This is a genomic window from Nitrospira defluvii, from assembly GCF_905220995.1.
Lineage (GTDB): Bacteria > Nitrospirota > Nitrospiria > Nitrospirales > Nitrospiraceae > Nitrospira_A > Nitrospira_A defluvii_C.
On record NZ_CAJNBJ010000021.1, the window covers coordinates 83,380 to 102,232 of the forward strand.

Below are 18,853 nucleotides of genomic sequence, written 5' to 3' on the forward strand. Positions count from 1 at the left end.
CATTCCCCCCGCGTGCCCGGTTACTTTCGCGAGCGCACCACGATAAACCAGCCCCAAGAATCGGGGAACAGCCGGTGCATCCAGCGAGGAAACCAACTGCAGTCGTAGACCGTGACGATCTGCTGGGTCTCGCAGGACGAAAACCCCGACCACACCTGTTGGACTTCCGCGACGGTATAGGCTTTTGTGCCCGGGCTCTCCATGTGGTTCGCCACCAGGTCGGCCCATGAGGTCCAGGGCCGGCCCTTCAACAGCGCATGTTTGATCCACAACTTGAACGCAACGAGTGAATGTCGCGCATAGACCATCCCGATGAACAGGCCATCAGGCTTCAGCACTCGCCGGATTTCCCGAACGATCTGTTCTGGATGGGCGGAGTGGTGGATGACGCCCCAGGAGTACACCACATCGAAGGTCGCATCGGGAAACGGCAAGGTTTCAGCATCGATACGTTGCAGTGTCGAACTCAGCCCGTGCAATGCGAGATGCGCCCGCGTCGTCTCGATGGCGCGTTGAGTGAGGTCCACACCATAACAGACCGCGCCGGCACGAGCCCATTGCAGGTGATCCGTACCGGCCCCGACCCCGACCTCCAGGACGGTCTTACCTCGATGAGTCTCGAACTGCGCAACAGTCGGGATACAGGGTTCCACGGCATACCGATGCCGCTCGATCTGCGCAAACCACTCGCGGCTCAATGCCGGTAACGATCCCACGATATAGTCGTAGGTGCCGCACGCGCCCTGGTCCCAATAGCGCCGGACATCGTCATTCGGAGACGATGCTGCCTGCCCTGCCGCAGCATTCGCGCCTGTTCGCTGAGATTCGTCCACCTTGCTCATCATCTCCACATCAGCGGTTCTGCCGCGCGTCCATCGATCGACGCCGTCTCCGCACCGTCGGGTGTGCTCGTCAGCCGCTCGCTCAGCTCGGGGACACCGTTGCTGCCGCCGCGGTCAGACTCCGCCAAAACTCCCTGCGCACCCGTTCGGCATCGTGCCGTGCCACCGCCACCGCCTGGGCTCGTCGCCCCAGCCGCTCCCGCAGCGACGCATCATCCATCAGCCGCGTCAGACCCGCCTTCACGGCCTCCTGTCCCTGCTCCGATACGACATAGCCCCACGCTTCGCGGGTCGCATATTGGGCGGTCGCCACATCGGCCGGAGCATACACCAAAACCGGAGTGCCGGAAATCATATAGGCCGGCGCCTTCGTCGGAAGCGACAGCCGGATGTAGCGGGCGCTTCGCGCATCGAAATTATAGGGAAGCAACAACAGGTCCGATTCCGCCAACAACCGCGGGACGATCGAGGACTCCGGCGGTCCCTCGATCCTGATCGCCTCGGAGGGCAACTCTAACGATCGGAGATACTCCGTATCCCTTTGCGGAGAATGGATATGCAACTCGATCTGTCGTCCAGCCGCCCGCATCTCCGCCACCGCCTGCGCGATATCGCGAAGGCTTTCCTTTTGTCCGTCCGGCACGATGGAGCCGACATACCGCACCACGAACGGCTGTCCGGCTTGCCATTGGGTCCGGGCATGCGGCAACCACTCCGCGGGAACCAGGGCGTTTTGAAATGAGTGAAACGGGTACCCGTAACGCTGTTCATACTCCTCACACATGGCGTCACAAATCGCAAAACGGCCACGCGCCTCCCTCAGGACACAGCGAAGTTCGTGCCGGATCACTGGTCCCATGACCGGGCTCAACAACCCGCCGCGATACAGGACCGCGGGCCAATCATCCATCATGTGGATGACGAGGGGAACCTTGAAGCGCTTTGCCAATGCCCTGGTGAGCGTGAGCTGCTCCAGCGAGCCGAGAAAGCCGTACAGGAGGGTCGGACGGAATCGCTCCACCCAGTCGATGAGTGCCGGCGTCAGTCGCGCCCGCTTCGGCGCGCCGTCGCCGATGAGCCGCTTGAGCGAGCTCAGCCAGCCCGGCCCGGCTGAGCCGGAAGGGCCGCCTTCGCTCACGAGAGCCTGCTGCTTCTTGCGGCCGTACCAGGTACGCACCAAGGAAAAGGGCCAGACCCAGCGGACTTCCTCTTCCGTCAATCGATAAAAGGTGCGGCAGACGCTGTGATCGTCCGGCAAGACATCTTCATGCAGGTTCGCCAATCGGTCATGCGGCCATCCGCGGAACAGATTGCTCAGCGTAATGCCGCCGCCGGTGACAAGATTGAAATTGTTCGACGTGACGATCAGAACCCGCGGCAATTCCTGGTTCACTGCGCCCCCGCCCCGCGATGCTCCAGCAGGAACATCCAATCTGCCGCCCAGGAGAACGGCAGCAGATCCGCCAGCCGGTTGTTCGCGCGACACAACGCCGGCTCCCAGGGCGCCAGGCGAAAGAGCACATCCACGTAGGGACCACACAATAGCGTGCGGGCCCTCCGCTCGATAATGCGAAATCCACCGTCGAAAAATATCCGTTCGAGTTCACCGATCCGGAAAAACTGCACGTGCGTCGAGTCCATATTTAAGAAGCCAGTCGTCGGCACGACTGTTTCCGCTTCGGCCTCCGGCGTCGTGGCGGCCTTGCGGGAAGGCGAACAGGCATGGGCCACCCGCCGAAGCAAGCCATGGATTCCGGCACGGGCAAGCAGTCCGTGAAGACTGCTCAACCACTCGAACGAGCCGTAGCCATTGGGCGTGGTGATGATCACGCCGCCGCCCGGCTCCAGTACCCGGGTGAGCATGTCCAAAAATTTCCTTGGGTGGTAGAGGTGCTCCAGCACCTCCGAACAGACCACCAGATCAAACCGCGCCCCATCGTTCACCAGCGCTTCGATGTCCGCGAGCCGAAACGAAAGTGTCGGCGACTGATACCGGACCGAAGCCTGGCGAATCGACTCCTCATGCACATCCACGCCCAGCACGTGATGCCCCAGGCAGGCCAGAGGATAGGTCACGTGATCGCCGGTGCCGCAGCCATAGTCCAACACCGTGAGCGAAGATTTTCTCCGGCGGCGCGCCACCGTCTCTGTCCACGCCTCGATCGTTTGCCAGCGCTTGACGATTCCATACGAGGTTTCGGGAAACCGCACCAACCGGCTATCGGTCACGGAGCACCCGCTGATACAAGGCTTCAAAGCGTTGTGTCTGTAGCTCCATGTCGTACTCCGCCTCCGCCACGGCTCGACCGCGCCTGCCGAGACGGCGCCGGAGATCGTCATCATCCAACAGCTGTTGTAACCCAGCCGCCAAATCCTGCGCATCTTTGTGGCGTGCGAGGTACCCCGTCTCCATCGGCCGCACGGCTTCCCCGACACCACCCACGTCGAACGCCACGACCGGCGTGCCGCAGGCCAGACTCTCCAGCACCCCGTTCGGCAGATTGTCCGCCAGAGCCGGATGTACAAAGACATCCGCCGCTGAATACACAGTGGCCAACAGATGATCGTCCTTGATCGCATCGATCGCGGTGACAGGAACATCGACGACCTTCTCCCACTCGGAGGCTCGGTTGCCCACGACCAGCAATCGAAACGGGCTACGGGTGTTTCCTTTCAGCCGCTGAACAGCCTCCGCCACAAAAGTGCCACCCTTCCGATGAGCCCTGGTCTCCACTGAACTGAACAGGATCAGCGCCTCCTCCTGCGGGAGGCCGAGGACTTCCCGGGCAGCCGCTCGCTGGATGGGACGAAACACCTTGAGATTGAGTCCGTTCGGAATGAGCTCCAGCGGCCAATGCTGCGCCAACGGGCTTTGGGCGGCAAGACCCGCGATCCAGCGCGAAGGGGCCACCAGCGTCACCTTCGCGTCTGCGTAGATGCGCCGCTTCGCTCGCCACAGCAGCGCCGTGCGATCCTCGCGCAACGCCGGCTCATCGCTCAGCAGCGGACAGGTCCCACACCCGGTCTTCCAGCGATCGCACTCGTAGGAATAACAACAATGGCCCGTCAACGGCCACATGTCCGACAACCGCCAGACGAACGGCTTCCGCCGGCTTGCGACGCCCAGCACCGAGTGACTGAAATAGCCGCCGTGCGTATTGTAGAGCTGCACGACATCCGCCGCGCGAAACCAGGGATGCCGCAGGAGGGCCCAGGACGAGGGCAAGAACAGATACTGGAGACTCAACGCCTCCGTGAGACTGCGCGCGAGCCAGTCTCCCGCACGCCAGGGCAGGGTTTGCCAGATCGGCCCGGCCTCCGGCACCCCATACACCAATCCCGACACCAACATGCGCGACGTATGTCCCCGCCTCAGGAGGCTGGAATGGATACGATGCGCGGCCCGCCCGGATCCCCCCAGATTATATTCCGTGCTGAGATGGAGAATATTCATAACAATCGGCGCGGGCGGTCAGGCCGGGGCCTTCCCGTTTCCCAGCACCCCGTTGCCTCCGATTCGTACCCGCACATCCGTCAACTGCGCGCTCCGGAACCATTCAGCGACCGCGTCGGGAGTTTGCGGATCGTCGTAGACCGGCGCCAACGCGTCGAACGTATCAAGGATGGCCCATTCAACCTGCTGCTCATGGGACAGCGGCAGGTAGTGGTAATTCCAACAGGGGACCCCCATGCCGAGCACGCGCCCGACCAGCGGCAGTCGTTTGATGAACGTATCCAGCGGCAGCCATTTCGGGATATACCACTGCAACAATCGAAACAACAGATTCCGCGGCATCCGTGTCGTGAGTGGACGATACAAATACTTACTCTTGTACGGCTCCATCGCCCAGCCTTTGAGATAGACATCGACCGCCAGCTCGCCGCCCGGTTTCAGAAACGGCACAAGGTTCATGAAGGAGGCACGAGGATCCGGCGTATGTTGCAACACGCCGTAACAGAACACCTTGTCGAAGGAGTGCCGCCGGAACGGTATCCGACACAGATCGGCCTGAGCGACGCACAAGTGCTCACGCGGGCCGTTGTTCGCCAGGCACGCATCCACCGCTGAACTCAAGTCGACCGAGTACACCTGCGCCCCGGCATCGAGCATGACCTGCGTAAAACGCCCGGCGCCACAACCGGCTTCCAACACCCTGGCCCCCTTCAACTCGTCCGGCGACCAACCCGTGCCGCTGTAGAAGCGCTCTTTGGAGAGGGTCGTGCCGTTGAACTTGTCCAGCTGCGTGCGGCGAAACCGATTCCACTGCTCACCAAAGTTTTCCGAATAACCGCTGTCCGGCACAAACCGCGGAACGAAGCCCCGGATCGGCACGGTCAGGCCATCCTCGGAACACCGCAGTTCTCCGGTCTTGATTTCTCCCTGTTCTTCAATGGCGCCGTGCTGCAACGTGAGTCCGTGCGGCCCGCACGGACAGACCAATTCCTCGATATGCTCCCGACGCATCTTCTTTCGACTGGCTCCTTTTCTATGGAATCCACCACTCCGCCGATGCCCCGGTGATCACCACATCCGTGCCTGCACGTATTGCTTTAACATAATTCCCGCCAGGAAAAACTGGGGCATTGGGTGAGTGTTCGTTCGATATACAGACTGTGCCAGAGCTGAAACATCAACAGGGTCCAGATCTGGGGATGATAGTCGGCCTGCCCTCGAAGATGTGGCTCGACCACGCGCGCGTAGAACTCAGGCTTGAACAACCCCTGTTCGGTCAGCCGGGCCGGAGCCAACAACCGCTTCGTCAACGGGCGTAGCGGACCGCGCAACCACTGAGCCGTGGGAAGCACAAAGCCACGTTTGGGTGCATGCAGCAATTCCTCCGGTAACAGATCGCGCACGGCCTGTCGCAGCAGGTACTTCGGATCTTCCGGTCTGGTGCGAACTCCGGCGGGAATCCGCAACATCATGTCGACAAAGACCTGATCCAAAAACGGCACGCGCGCTTCCAGCGAATGCGCCATGGAAAACCGATCCGTCATGAACAGAAACTCTTCGGGCAACTGGGTTCGCAGCGCCAGCTGCATCAGCCCATCGCGCGGCAGCACACCGTCGGCTTCTTCGTACAGCCGTCGCAGGAACTCCGTGGTATCCGTCGATTGCTCGCCGCCCTCACCCGTCAGGACCTCATTCCGCTTCATGGCATCAGAGAAATAGTAGAACGCCTGCACATACTCCCACTGAAACGGATCTCGCCCGATCTGCGGCCAGTGGCGCCACCGTTCCCGCGCCCGCCATCCACCGACGCCATGCGGAAGGCGATTGACCAACGAAGAGACCAGGGGCCAACAGCGATCCAGCCAGGCTGAGGCTTGCGGGGCGGCGGTTTCCGCTTGCTGGCCCGCGAGTCGCCGCTCCAGGCCGATGTACCGTCCGTAGTCGCCGAAAAGCTCGTCGCCTCCCGTCCCTGTCATACCGACTTTCACGTCCCGATGCATAAACTGAAACACGTACCAGGAGGGCAACCCGCCTCCGTACGGCTCGTCCAAAAACCAGACCATCTTCAGGAGATCGCGGAGCAAATCGTCGGGGCGTAAGATCAGTTCGTGGTGATCGGTGCCCCAACGCTCCGCGACTTTCCTCGCCAGCGGCAATTCATCCAGCTCGGCCGCCCCCTCGAATCCCAGCGAATAGGTCTTGAGCTTCGAATGACCGCTCTCGGCCAGCAACCCCACGATGCTGGAGGAATCCAGCCCGCCGGACAAGGAACAGCCGATCGGCACATCGCTCAGGCTCCAGCGCTGCACGGCGGCCCGCAACTCCGTCCGCACCAGTTCTGTCCATTCCCCGACCGATCGCTCTTCTTGCGAGGCAAACGACGGCCGCCAATAGCGCTGCGTCTCGAACTTGCCGGTCTCCAACTCGTATCGAAACCAGTGCCCCGGCGCGAGACGCGACACCCCCTTGACGATGGAGGAAGTGCCGGGAACAAACCGCAGGGTGAGATAGTGAAACAGGCTGGCCCGGTCGAGATCGCGTCTCAGGCTCGGCACCGTGAGCAGACTTTTGAGTTCCGAGGCAAACGCAAACGCCGAAGGCGTCTTGGCGTAGTAGAGGGGCTTGATCCCCATCCGGTCGCGAGCGCCGAACAATAGGTTCCGCCGCTTGTCATGGAGCACAAACGCGAACATGCCGTTCAAGTCCCCCAGCATGTCCTCCTGCTTGTCGTCGTAGAGCTGCAACAGCGTTTCCGTATCGGAATTGTCCGTCACGAATCGATGCTGTTTCTGTTCGAGACGCCGTCGCAATTCCGGCGAGTTAAAAATCTCCCCGTTGTAGACGATCCATACGGATCGGTCCTGGTTGGGCATGGGTTGGTGCCCATGTTCGAGGTCCAGAATGCTGAGCCGCTGCATGCCTAAACCGACATGCGAGGAAGGGTCGTCGTAGTACCCGACATCGTCCGGCCCACGGTGCACCAGCGCCTGCGTCATGACGCGCACCAGTTGGGCCGATCCCGGTCCCACCATTCCCGCTATTCCGCACATGACGACGACCTCTCACAGCCTGCGACGCCGGCATACCTTAGGACAACGGCGACAGAAAATCTTCCGTGCCGCTGCGGACCCAGTCGGTCAGCAGTCTGAGGTCCGGCGCCGTTGCCGGGTCCTGTCCGTTCGGCACATGCACGGTCGATTGCAAACTCACCTTGGCATCACGCTGAAATTCCATCGTCACGGTGCGCAGACTGAACGGCCTGGCGAGGAAGATCCCGTAGGCAAACCGCTCGGCGAGATCCCGTTGATCGGCAGACATGGGCGGGGTCTCATGAATCCGCCTGAGGCGATCCAGATATTGCGTCCGTGTGTCGGAGTCGATCGTGAATCCACGGCGGTCATATCGCCCCGTGCCCGCGGTGAACACCGGAATGCCGAAGCTGGCGGCCTCGATACCCACCGTTCCACGCACGGTCACGCAATAGTCCATCACGCTGTACAGTGAGAGGGTGCTCATGCGGCTGTCCGGCTGAATGATCCTTACATGGGACGGCACGACTGCTCCCAGCGAACGAAGAGCGACGAGTTCGGATGGTTCCGCACCGACCCCGTCCCGCGCGTTCTTGACGAGATTGGCCGGATGGATCTTCACGACCCAATTCACCTGCTTGTTCGCGCAGGCCACCTTCATGGTTTCGATGAACCATTCTTCATAACTCTCAAACAGGTCAGTCCCGTAGAAAAACGTGCCGTCCCAGAAGATATGGGGAAAAATGACGGCCGTCTTCTTGCCCTCGTCCAGGGCCAGCGCCCGGCGAACCTCCGCCGCATCCTGACTGGCCGTATGAAATTGCGTGCCGACCTCGCTGTACCATTCGCCGCTTTGATAACTGCCGACGAGTTCTTGGCGCAATCGCGCTCGCTCCACGTCGGTCCAGGGCCGCGTCTTCAGCTCGCGCCAGGTGTCGGACGAGAGCGACGCCGGATGCACATCGCGATTCGATTGCCGATACCGCTTCAGCATGAGGCTGTTGTTCTTGTGCGCGGCATTCCAGGTGATGGTATCGATCCCCGCTGTCAGGCACACGTCGAACAACTCCCCCCGAGGCGTATAGCCCGGATCGACCGAGAGCACGAGATCCGGCTTCACAGTTGCCACAATCTCTTGCGCCGCCCGGGTGGAAGACATGGCACTATGGAGAAAGGGCAGCAGCGCCTCGCGCACCGGGGGGCTGGACAGATCCAGACGGCCGACACGCAGATGGCGCAACCCAGTCGAGGCCGCATACTTGCCGATCCGCGCGCCGCCATAGTCGGCTTGAATGAACTGTTCGAAAGACCCAAGACCGTTCATCATCGCGGCAGCCTCGGCTCGTGAAACCGGCCGCTGCCACTCTTCCCAGTACGACACCTCCTCCACACCGGCTGCCCGATAGTAGAGGTCGACCCATCGGTCATAGTCCGTGAGGATCACCGGGCGATACCCGGCGGCTTGGATGGCTTTCACCAACGCGATCTCGACCAGCAATCCCAGCGAGCCCGAACTGACGACCAGCACCCGCTGCTGAACCTGCGTCGCAGGAGGAGCGCCGCGCCGGAATGCCGCACCATGTTCGGCATCAAACCGGAGATACTCCCCTTGCCGTCTGGCTTCCTGCTCACGGAAGGCAGGGTCGACCATCCGTCTGACGTGATAATGAAAAGATCGGGCAGCGGGAAGCAACCTGGCGCTGGCAAGAGCACGCTTGAATGTCGTTTTCCAATTACCGTGGGTCATGAAGGCAGGCGAACGTTCGAAGCTCTCCCTTCCAGCTGGGATGATTCATCCATCATCCCGGCTAGGTCATTTCATCGATCAGATAGGGGAGTTCAGTACTTTCCCATTTCTCAAAAATGCTGTTCATCTCAATGATCCGCCGGATGCCGTCTTCCAGCGTGACCCGCGATTCGAACCCGAGCAACCGTTTGGCCTTCTCCCCGGAACAGTACCGGCGATGGATCTCGCGGCCGGCATGGCGATCCGTCCCTTGAAAATCCCCGGCGTACCGGATTTCCACCGACGGATTGCCGCTGGCCGCCACCACGAGATTCGCCAGTTCCTTGATGGAAATCGGCCGATCGCTGTTGCCGAGATTGATCACCTGGCCGACCGCCTCCGGCCGGAGGAGCGCCTCGACGACGCCCCGTCCCGTATCTTCACTGTAGCAATAGGAGCGGATCTGCTCCCCGCTGCCGTTGATCACGATCGGCTTGCCGGTCATGGCATTCTGAATGAACTTCGGCAATACGAACTGCGCCGCCTGGTAGGGCCCGTACGCGTTAAAGAACCGGAGGATGACATGTTCGAACTCCGGATACCGCTGCGCATACCCGATACAGAGCTCCTCACCCGCCAGCTTGCTGACGGCATACACGGTCTTGCCCTGGGTGATGGTCTCTTCGGTGATGGGGTTCTCGATCGGTTCGCCGTACACTTCCGACGAAGACGCGAACACCAGCCGCTTGATCCGATGCTGAATGGCACAATCCAATACTCGCTTTGTTCCGTCGACGTTGATCTCCAGACAACGCAACCGATTGACCTCGGTCCGTCGCACCCCGAGCAACGCCGCGAGGTGAATCACGGCCCCGCACCCGTCCATTGCCTCTCGAATCGACGAGACGTCCAGAATCGATCCGTAAAACACTTTGACCTTCGGAGGTAGCGCCTGACGTACCCGGGCGATCTGCTCGCCGAGATCCAAGAGGTGCACCTCTATTCCCCGACGATCCAATTCGCGGCAGACCTGAATTCCGATACAGCCGGCACCGCCGGTCACCAAGACAGGAGCATTCATCGCCATCTAGGCCTCAATAGGTTGCGGAAAAACTCACTTTTTTCATCATCGTGGCTATTAGGTTCCACGGACCGTCCCGCGTCGATACACCACGCAGGATGCGCAAAAAGACCGTCCAGCAAGGCCGCAGCGAGGTCCGCGACGCGACGAAGAAGGAGCGTCACGTTTGTGAACGCCGCCGAGAAAGTGAGGCGGCAGTGTCTTGCGAGAACGCCGCTGGCGGACTGTTTCCGCATCCTGCTAGTACGTCATCTGTTTGTTGAGCAACCGGCTGAGATCCGCCTCTTCCAACACTTGGCAGATCCGTTCCGAACTCTGTCCGTCACCGTAGGGATTCTCGCAGGTTGCCAGCTTCGCTCGAAACTCACGGTCGTGGAGCGCACGCTCGATCGCCTGACCGATCGACCGGCGGTCGAATTCCGGTACCGTAATGACGTTGCAGGCCCGCATACGTCCTGTCTGGCGGCTCCCGATATCCAGGGCCGGCAGCTTAAACGACGGCGCTTCCAGAATCCCGACACTGGAATTGCCGATCAGCACGGACACGGCGGCCAGCAGGCTCAGGAAGACCTCACGATCAAGATTCTTAAAGGTCTTGATGGTCGGGACCGGCTCATACTGCCGGATGACGCTGATGATCTCCTGCCCCGCCGCATCCACGTTGGGATAGATCACCAGGGCCTGATGCCCGCTGTCCTTCACGGCAGCGAGGGTCTCTTCCATCTGCTTCCTGGCCAGGTGCACCTCGGACAGCACCGCATGCTGGATCACGAGCAGCACCGGCTTGCCGAAATCCACGCCGAACTGCTTGGCGAGTTCGTCGCGACCCATTTTTTTACCCTGCACGACGTCATCCAATTGCGGCGCGCCCACGTTATGAATCCGCCAGGGCTCCTCTCCCATTTTGCGTACCCGTTCGGCCGAGTCTTCGCAGGCCGGCAGATGGATATGCGCCAGTTTGGTGATCGCATGCCGCGCCGACCCGTCGATATGACCGGACAGGTCACCGGATTGGATATGCGCCACCGGAATGTTCATGTATGCTGCCGTCACGGTCGCCGCAAGAATCTCCGCCCGATCGCCCGCCACCAGCAAGAGGTCCGGCTTCAACATATCGAACACCTGCGCGAGCCCCTGCATTTCGACTCCCAACGACTTCGACCAAGCTGTGGGACTGTCTCCACCCACATACATGTCGACACAAGCCGCCGGCGTAAATCCGTCCCGCAGGATTTCGTTGATGGACGAGCCATATTCCTTCAGCAGATGCATGCCGGTCACGATGAGCTGCAGCTCCAGCTTCTCCGACTGCTCAATCAGGTGCATGACCCGTTTGACATACCCATAGGTCGCCCTGGCCTCGGATACGACGGCGATCTTGCGCGGCTTCATGCGTTCAATTGCTCCCAACGAATCTGGCTGTCCTTCGGAATATCCACTTGTGCCACCTTGCCGATGACCTTGCGAAGATCCTTCGCCGCCACGACACCGGGACCGGGACTCGGCCGCTTCACCCACACCATCTTCTCCGTAATCACGCTGCCGCGCGGAATGGCGACCTCGGAGACCACACTCTCCCTGGCCCAGGCGACGATCTCGCGTTCTTCCGGGAAAATCTGACGGTCGGCACCACGCCCCCGAAACACCGCATCCACCCCTTTCACCAATTCGCTCAATTCGTCAGGTTCGATCGAGACCGGATGGTCGGGCCCCGGTTGTTGCCGGTCGAGCGTAAAATGCTTCTCGATCACACAGGCGCCCAACGCCGCAGCCCCGATGCCGGTGTAAATGCCTCGCGAGTGATCCGACAACCCGACCGGCACGGAAAACAGCTCACGATAGCGGGCAATCATCCCCAGGTTCACCCGTTCATAGGGCGTCGGATAGGCGGAGACACAGTGGGTCAACGCAAACGGAGTCTTCAGCGCCCGCAACAGCGCCACCGTCTCCCCGACTTCCTCGATCGTACACATTCCGGTCGAGACGATCATGGGTTTGCCCTTGCGGCCGATATGCTCGATCAAGGGCAAGTTGGTCAATTCCCCGGAGCCCGTCTTATACGCGACCACCCCGAGCTCATCCAGAATATCGGCGCCGATCCGGCTGAACGGCGTACAGAGATACAAGATACCCAGCGACTCACAGAGTCGTTTCAACTCCCGGTGCTGATCGACGGACAAATTGGTTTTATCCAGCGTGACGTAGAGCGGCTCCGCAAAGTTGGCGGATTGCGGCGTCTCGCGCAACATCTCATTGTCCAGCACGTGGATCTGAAACTTGATGATGTGAGCGCCCATCGCATGGGCGATATAGACCATCCGCTTCGCTGTCTCAAAGTCGCCCTGATGATTCACCGCCGCCTCAGCGATGACCAAGGGCGCATGGTCGGGACCGATGCGATAGGGACCGATGGGAATAGATGCAATCTCAGCCATGCTGTTCCTCCAGACGACGCTGCGCCAGTACCGCTTCCGCTATAAGAAAATCCAACGGCTCATTGATGTCGAGCGCCTCGCGTGCATCCGTCACCACCACGCCGACCCTCGATCGGCCAAGCACGGACCGGTCACGCTCCAACGCCGTCGTCCTGGTAACGTACACAGTACTGCTCTCCTCGTACAACGGCTGGCGCTCCTGCCGGCGACGCGGCTGATTGGGAAAGAGATACTCGAACCGGCCGTCTACCAGACGACCATAACACTTGCGCGTTTCTGTGACGGTCAACACACAATCGATATCCTGTTGCTCTATCGCAGTCGCGATGCAGCGATCGATTAAGGCCGCAGTCCGAAACGGTGACGTCGGCTCCAAGGTCACGACATACTCCGGCCGGTACCCCTGCCGCCCCAGCACCTCCAACACCTGCAGCAACGCGCCCTCCGTGGGCGCCTGATCGGTGGCCAATTCAGCCGGTCGATCGATCACCTCTGCGCCATGGGCCCGCGCTGCCGCGACAATATCAGGATGGTCGGTCGACACGACGCACCGATCCAGAAATGTCGACTGTGTCGCCGCCCGAATCGTGAAGGCCAGTAACGGCGTTCCGTTCAAGGGGCGAATATTCTTGAGCGGAATCGACTTCGATCCACCGCGCGCCGGAATGACCCCGAGTACATGCGGCGACGCACTCATGCTTCACCCGCCCGCCGTTTCTCGACCTCGAGGTGAATGACGTTCAATCCGAATCCGGCAAGATCGGAGCTAAAGGGTGCGCGCGTCGCCTTGGCTTCGGAATGGTATCCGGCCAGGTCGTAACTCTTCAACGTATTTTCCTTAAAGTATCGAGAAATCTCAAAGTTCATCGAGACGAAACGCCCCTCATCCCGAAGTGTGCGCGCCATGAGCGCAAGATAGTGATTGACGGTCGCCATGGACATTTCCTGAAAGGAGGCCATGTTGAAGCAGAAGTCCATGGTTTCATCCGGGATGAGATCGGTCTGAGTCGGAAGAAGAAAGACCACATCGGCATCCTGCGTGAAGCTGCCGTTGACCTCATGCGGCAAGAGAATCCTCATGTCCGGAAACACCGTCCGCAGGAAGGTGTACCCGAAAAACATGGTTTCGGGAAGATCCACCACGATGCTCTGCATCCGCCGGTTCAGGCTATGGTAGAAGGCCACATTCACACAGGCCCCGCCGCCCACTTCCAGCATTCGTGACGGCAGGTCCGTCTTCCCCCGCAGCAGATAGGCTTCGAGGCACCGAAAATACGGGTTCGGATGGCGAGCATACCAGGATTCATGCTCCGAGGGTATGTGCGCCTGGGGATAGAGCCGTGCGAAGGCCGCTGCGAGCGAACGGGGATCCCGGCCTTCGCGCATGCGGGTCCTGGTCGAAGCCCCGCGTACATGCCCCACGCACTCCCTCAGCGCAGCCAGCAGGCCGGTCGGACGTTCCTCAGCCGCCACCTCGATGGAATGGGGAAAGGCATGCCCGCCCTGCAAGAGCAGCTTCTCCAGGGAGAGGCCGACAAAGGATTGGCCGGCCCAGTGTCGCCACAAGGCGGACGGTGCGAAGAGCGGATGCGAGACAACTTGGTCGGCAATGTTCTCAGCCCAGAGATACCGGGCGAAGTCCATCAGCTGCAGCGCCTCGGCACGGGACGGCGAAAACACCGTTTGAAACATCACCTTGTCGCGAACGGACCATAACATCGTTTGTGCTCACTTCACGCAGGTGCCGTCGGTCCTATGCCAAGGGGGAGAGCAGCTTGCGACAGAGATACAGCCGTCGTTCCAACAATGCTCGCACCAAGCGAGGTCGAGACGACGCGTTCATATATTCCCATTGATCCGGAGCCAACCAATCCAGAAACAGACGGAATCTACCCGGCACCTGCGCCTTGTCGGCGGTGGAAAAGTATCCCAGTCGGCAGCCCAGATCAAAGGTCCGGAAGAGAATCAACTGGCGCTCGCGCTCGGTGAGAATCTCGTCGTAGCCGAATTGCTTTGCCATATCGGACACCACCTGCGCCGGCGTATCGACCCCCTTTAAACTGGGATTACTCGGCAGGGCCTTGAGATGTTTTCCGCCCAACACGGTCTGGATCGTCGGCTCCTCCGGTGGAGCGACGCCCAACCAGGTACACATGTCCGTCACGATTCGTGAGGGGGACTCGCACAGGTCCTCATACCGCACCACATGGTGTCTCGACGGTTCGGCGGCGAGCCCCTGCAACGCAAACTGCGCATGGGGAATCCAACGGGATTCCAACTGCAAGCGGAGAATGTCGCCCCCCTGGTACCAGAACGGCTTCTGCTTCTGCACCATGTCCGTGCGTTTGAGAGAGCTGTAGTTGGAATAGGGGTGCCGCATGATGTGGATGAACTTCATTTGGGGGAACAGGCGCCCGTAGCGGGGGAGATCCGAGACCTCGATCGACTTGAACATCAAGTGGGGAGGTGAGGGAAGAGGGCGCTCGTCATAACAGGACCGGATGACATCCAGATACGCTTCAAGATCCCCCAATACATCACCCGTCATCCGCCGGGCAATGGCCTGGAGCGGATCTTCGGCGACCGGAATCGGCTGCACGAGTTTATCTACGTAGGTCTCTTTCAATTCTTGCAATTGTTCGGCCGCCCAGGTACCGACCAATCGCCGACGACGGTGTTCGAACGCGTCGACCGCCTGTCGAGGCAGCATCGGTGCGCAGGCAGCCAACGTCTGCTTGACCGCTCCTTTGAGGGTACGTGGAGCAAAGGTGCGCAAATAATTCAGCTCGATGGGATAGATCCACAACCCCGGACTGCCGTCCAGCAGCCGCATGAGCAGCGACGACCCGTTGCGACCCGCGCCAAAAATGCCGACCAACACGACTGCCTCCTTACGAAACGCGCTCCAGATGCGCCAACCGATTCACCGACTTCACTAGACGAAACGATGGCTCCGCCACTATCTCGCGCAATAGTTTACCGACGGATTCCGAGTGGGTCCGGAACATGACTTCATCGCAGGCATCATCGAACAGGACCGCTCCGCCGATGCGCACGCGACGCCCGAAGCGTTCAAAATCATTGCGCACGCCGTCGTAGGTGTGATCGCCGTCGATGAACACGAGATCGACCTCACCGGTCTCGACCTCGATCGTACGCGAATCTCCGACCAGCAAGGTCACGGGCAGTCCGAACCGTGCGCAGATGTCACGAATCTCGTCATCGAACGAGCGCGTCACGCCACGCTGGTGCAAACGCGCCTCCTTCTCGCCGATATCGATCGACCAGAACTGTCCTTGGCCGTTCATGGCGGCGGCGATGGTGAGCGTCGAGCCGCCCTTGTAGCGACCGATTTCAATGACCTTCCTGGCGTTCATTCGACGTACCAGCCCGAACAGATAGGCTGTCTGGCGAACCGTCATCGCGATCACCCCGTGATCGAGCGACGTACTGGCAAACAGCCCTGCCAGGTCCTCGAACTGAAGCGGGCCATTGACCGGCAGATCGAACGCCATGCTATCCAAGGAGGGCGCCCGGTTCAGTCGCGGCCCGAGGGCCTCCAATAACAACTGTGGATTCTCTTCGCTCAGCCGATTCGCGAACGCACGACAGACGGTCTGCGGTAGGAACGACGCCAGCCCCTGCCCAATTCGAGCTCCCAATCCGTTTTTCACCCTCACCTCTTTCCTGTGTCAGCAGACTGTGACCTGAGCACACCGGCTCAGCTCGCCTTCCTTGCGCGGCCCCCCGCGAGCGCCTCCAACTCGTCGACGATGGCTTGCCCAGCCACGGCTTCAGAAAACCATGTCTCGAATGTCTGACGCCCCCCCATCGACAGCTTCCGCCGCAAGGCCTCGTCTCCCAACGCGCGGGACACCGCATCGGCCAGTTCCGCGTCGGTATCCGCCAGTAACGAATTCTGGCCGTCCTGCATCTCCGGAATCCCTGCCGCATTCGCCCGGTGGGCGACGATGGGGCAGGCGAACGACCAGGCGGTCACCACCCTCACACGAATGCCCAACGGAATATTCGTCGGGACAATCATGAGGTCGGCGGCCAGAAATTCAGGATCTGCCGGGACCACGCGCCCGACCACTTGCACTGCCGGATGTCTGAAGGCCTGGGCAAGCTCCGGTGGCGGACTCCCGCCTCCCACCAGACGCAGTTCAAAACCATCTTCACCGAATTGCTTAATCAACCGGGGAAGGACGGACCATGCCACAGCCCGCAGGCCGGACGACGTCGAGGTCGTCGCCAGATCCCCGATAACCAACAGGCGAGGTTTTTTCGAATCGCGGCGCCGATGGGCAGCTTCTCTCAATGCTTCCCACTGGGCCCCCGTCACATCCGGTACCGGCGTCCTGAAATAGTGCACGCCCGGAGAGCCATGCGTCTTGAGCCATTCGGCATAGTGGCCGGCGAATGCCCCACAGGACTGGGTCGGCTTCAGCAACGTCGACATGGCCCGCTGACCCATCAGAGACTCCAGCGCCACCTTCACACCACGGGTCGAATACTTCGCCAAGGAAACCGGGCTATCCCTCCAACGAAAATACGCCGGCAAGTGCCAGAGGTCGCCGACCGCCGCCAGTAGCGGCGACAGCCGCAATGGATGCACGGCCGCCAGCGCATCGAAGTGGTAGCAGAGATAGGCATCGAATGGTCGCGGCCCCATCGCAACTCGAACCTTCTCCGCCAGCGCCACCCAGGGCATGACATAGGCCAAGCCCTTCGAGTCGTCGCTCAGTCGTCCGAACCAACGTCCCAGTTTGGACACAGGGCCTCCCCCGCGCGGACCGAGCAAGGATGCCATGGCATACTCTACGACGACGACTTCAGCCCCCTCCGCGCGCAATGCCGCCTCTTGCCGCTCGCGGGAAGCCAGATAGGGATTGTCGCTCGTGACATCGAACAGGCTGATGACACAGACCTGATGGCCCGATCGAATCAGCGCCCTCACGATGGCCCAGCAGGTCAGCGCCCCGCCGTGGTATCCCTCACCCGGCAACCCCTGGACAATGAATGCGACCCGCACGACCTACCCGCTCCTTAATCGATTCCATCCTGAACTGGAACTGCCGATCCTGTCTCCCAGAGGTGAAGCGTACTCGGCGCCGTACGTGGAGCCTCTGTGCGATGCGAGAACAACGCTGGCGGACTTGTTCAACATCCTGCTAAATGCCGCTCCCGATGATGGGTCGGAGCGCCTGCTCGTGATCCCGAATCCACTCGGCAATACTCTCGACGATGCGGTCCACCGTCCAGCGGGGCTTCCAGGCAACGGCCGCACGCACCTGCGAGGTATCGGTCAGATAGATCCGCACGTCTCCCGGCCTGGTCTCCGTCTCCGAACCGATGGGAATCGTCTTCCCCGTCACACGCCGGCAGAGCTCAGTGAGCTCACGTAACGAGAGACTCCCATCTGGTCCGCCGCCGACGTTGTACACCTGTCCACTATGCGCGTCCACATTGCGCAACTGCTCGTGAAGCAACTCAAAGAGATCCTCGACATGCAGAAAATCCCGCACCTGCTTCCCGGTCCCACCGAATCCGATATAGGACAGGGGGCCTCCGAAATGGTGTCGCGCAACCCACAACACGGCTACCCCCTGGTCAACCTTGCCCATCTGCCAGGGACCGGCAAGAACGCCGCAGCGATTCACGACAGCGCGGAGGTGATAGGACGCGACATATTCGTTGATGAGCAGTTCCGCGCACAGTTTCGTTGCCCCGTAGAGCGTTCTGGCCCCGGCCAGGGGAAAATCCTCCGCGACGCCTTGCAAGGAGACACCCGTACATCCCCGATCCAGTTTCCACTCGAACCGTGTCGCCGTTTCCCGACAGGGCAGGGCGTTCAATGCCTCATAGGGATACACACGGCTGGTCGACAGAAACACCAGCTCCGCTTGATGCCGCCTGGCCAATTCCAAACAGTTGATGGTGCCGACCAGATTCGTGTCCACGACATATGCAGCGTCCCCATCGAGACCGGCAAGGGCCGATGGCTCCGCCGAACACTCGATGATCGTATCCAGCCGGCCGACCGCTTCCAGGTCGGTGCGGTTGCGAACGTCTCCATGGCAGAAAAGAATGCCGTGACGACGAAGGCGTTCCAGGTTCAACTCCGACCCGCGCCGCTTCAAATTATCGAGAGCGATGATGTGCCAATCAGGGTAGGCCTCACGAAACAACAGCGCGAGACTGGATCCCACAAATCCCGCGCCGCCCGTTATGAGCAGTCGCTTACCCATGGCATACCTCCGCACCCGTCCCACGCCGCACTCCG

16 protein-coding genes are annotated in these 18,853 nt (G+C 60.8%); all 16 read right to left on the bottom strand.

Going from position 1 to position 18,853, the window contains the following annotated elements:
* Positions 1–20: 20 nt before the first annotated feature.
* Positions 21–845: a class I SAM-dependent methyltransferase gene (locus KJA79_RS22000; RefSeq protein WP_246507879.1), complete on the bottom strand. Its 825-nt coding sequence runs from the start codon at positions 843–845 to the stop codon at positions 21–23.
* Positions 846–924: 79 nt separating this feature from the next.
* Entirely contained in the window at positions 925–2,235 is a 1,311-nt protein-coding gene (locus KJA79_RS22005; protein ID WP_213044257.1) for a glycosyltransferase family protein, read from the bottom strand.
* Entirely contained in the window at positions 2,232–3,071 is an 840-nt protein-coding gene (locus tag KJA79_RS22010) for a class I SAM-dependent methyltransferase (RefSeq protein ID WP_213044258.1), read from the bottom strand. Before KJA79_RS22010 ends, KJA79_RS22005 begins: the two co-directional genes overlap by 4 nt.
* Positions 3,061–4,296 (bottom strand): glycosyltransferase, encoded by a 1,236-nt coding sequence (locus tag KJA79_RS22015; RefSeq protein WP_213044259.1) that lies wholly within the window; start codon positions 4,294–4,296, stop codon positions 3,061–3,063. Before KJA79_RS22015 ends, KJA79_RS22010 begins: the two co-directional genes overlap by 11 nt.
* 18 nt (positions 4,297–4,314) lie before the next feature.
* A complete protein-coding gene (locus KJA79_RS22020) occupies positions 4,315–5,307 on the bottom strand; it encodes a class I SAM-dependent methyltransferase (protein ID WP_213044260.1) in 993 nt (330 codons plus the stop codon).
* An 86-nt stretch (positions 5,308–5,393) separates the two neighbouring features.
* Positions 5,394–7,346, bottom strand: a complete 1,953-nt coding sequence (gene asnB / locus KJA79_RS22025; RefSeq protein ID WP_281412717.1) for an asparagine synthase (glutamine-hydrolyzing) — start codon at positions 7,344–7,346, stop codon at positions 5,394–5,396.
* A gap of 37 nt (positions 7,347–7,383) precedes the next feature.
* Positions 7,384–8,976: a hypothetical protein gene (locus KJA79_RS22030; protein ID WP_213044262.1), complete on the bottom strand. Its 1,593-nt coding sequence runs from the start codon at positions 8,974–8,976 to the stop codon at positions 7,384–7,386.
* Between the two features lie 157 nt (positions 8,977–9,133).
* Positions 9,134–10,138 carry an NAD-dependent epimerase/dehydratase family protein gene (locus KJA79_RS22035; RefSeq protein ID WP_213044263.1) on the bottom strand — a complete coding sequence of 335 codons (1,005 nt, stop codon included), beginning with the start codon at positions 10,136–10,138 and terminating at the stop codon, positions 9,134–9,136.
* 234 nt (positions 10,139–10,372) lie between these two features.
* Positions 10,373–11,524: a UDP-N-acetylglucosamine 2-epimerase gene (gene neuC / locus KJA79_RS22040; protein WP_213044264.1), complete on the bottom strand. Its 1,152-nt coding sequence runs from the start codon at positions 11,522–11,524 to the stop codon at positions 10,373–10,375.
* Positions 11,521–12,567, bottom strand: a complete 1,047-nt coding sequence (locus KJA79_RS22045; protein ID WP_213044265.1) for an N-acetylneuraminate synthase family protein — start codon at positions 12,565–12,567, stop codon at positions 11,521–11,523. The genes neuC and KJA79_RS22045 overlap by 4 nt, the downstream gene beginning before the upstream one ends.
* Positions 12,560–13,264, bottom strand: coding sequence for an acylneuraminate cytidylyltransferase family protein (locus KJA79_RS22050; RefSeq protein ID WP_213044266.1), 705 nt, complete (start codon positions 13,262–13,264; stop codon positions 12,560–12,562). The genes KJA79_RS22045 and KJA79_RS22050 overlap by 8 nt, the downstream gene beginning before the upstream one ends.
* Complete coding sequence (locus tag KJA79_RS22055) at positions 13,261–14,286, bottom strand: putative sugar O-methyltransferase (protein ID WP_213044267.1); 1,026 nt, start codon at positions 14,284–14,286, stop codon at positions 13,261–13,263. Before KJA79_RS22055 ends, KJA79_RS22050 begins: the two co-directional genes overlap by 4 nt.
* Positions 14,287–14,320: 34 nt before the next feature.
* Complete coding sequence (locus KJA79_RS22060) at positions 14,321–15,448, bottom strand: sulfotransferase (RefSeq protein WP_213044268.1); 1,128 nt, start codon at positions 15,446–15,448, stop codon at positions 14,321–14,323.
* A gap of 10 nt (positions 15,449–15,458) precedes the next feature.
* Positions 15,459–16,241 carry an O-methyltransferase gene (locus tag KJA79_RS22065; protein WP_213044269.1) on the bottom strand — a complete coding sequence of 261 codons (783 nt, stop codon included), beginning with the start codon at positions 16,239–16,241 and terminating at the stop codon, positions 15,459–15,461.
* 47 nt (positions 16,242–16,288) lie between these two features.
* Positions 16,289–17,602, bottom strand: coding sequence for a glycosyltransferase (locus tag KJA79_RS22070; RefSeq protein ID WP_213044270.1), 1,314 nt, complete (start codon positions 17,600–17,602; stop codon positions 16,289–16,291).
* 139 nt (positions 17,603–17,741) lie between these two features.
* Positions 17,742–18,818 carry an NAD-dependent epimerase/dehydratase family protein gene (locus KJA79_RS22075; RefSeq protein ID WP_213044271.1) on the bottom strand — a complete coding sequence of 359 codons (1,077 nt, stop codon included), beginning with the start codon at positions 18,816–18,818 and terminating at the stop codon, positions 17,742–17,744.
* Positions 18,819–18,853: the final 35 nt, after the last annotated feature.

Coding starts and splice junctions, on each gene's coding strand:
- KJA79_RS22050 (WP_213044266.1), bottom strand. CDS start 13,264: ATGAGTGCGTCGCCGCATGTACTCGGGGTCATTCCGGCGCGCGGTGGA.
- KJA79_RS22035 (WP_213044263.1), bottom strand. CDS start 10,138: ATGGCGATGAATGCTCCTGTCTTGGTGACCGGCGGTGCCGGCTGTATC.
- KJA79_RS22015 (WP_213044259.1), bottom strand. CDS start 4,296: ATGAATATTCTCCATCTCAGCACGGAATATAATCTGGGGGGATCCGGG.
- KJA79_RS22045 (WP_213044265.1), bottom strand. CDS start 12,567: ATGGCTGAGATTGCATCTATTCCCATCGGTCCCTATCGCATCGGTCCC.
- asnB (WP_281412717.1), bottom strand. CDS start 7,346: ATGTGCGGAATAGCGGGAATGGTGGGACCGGGATCGGCCCAACTGGTG.
- neuC (WP_213044264.1), bottom strand. CDS start 11,524: ATGAAGCCGCGCAAGATCGCCGTCGTATCCGAGGCCAGGGCGACCTAT.
- KJA79_RS22055 (WP_213044267.1), bottom strand. CDS start 14,286: ATGTTATGGTCCGTTCGCGACAAGGTGATGTTTCAAACGGTGTTTTCG.
- KJA79_RS22075 (WP_213044271.1), bottom strand. CDS start 18,818: ATGGGTAAGCGACTGCTCATAACGGGCGGCGCGGGATTTGTGGGATCC.
- KJA79_RS22020 (WP_213044260.1), bottom strand. CDS start 5,307: ATGCGTCGGGAGCATATCGAGGAATTGGTCTGTCCGTGCGGGCCGCAC.
- KJA79_RS22000 (WP_246507879.1), bottom strand. CDS start 845: ATGATGAGCAAGGTGGACGAATCTCAGCGAACAGGCGCGAATGCTGCG.
- KJA79_RS22030 (WP_213044262.1), bottom strand. CDS start 8,976: ATGGTCGACCCTGCCTTCCGTGAGCAGGAAGCCAGACGGCAAGGGGAG.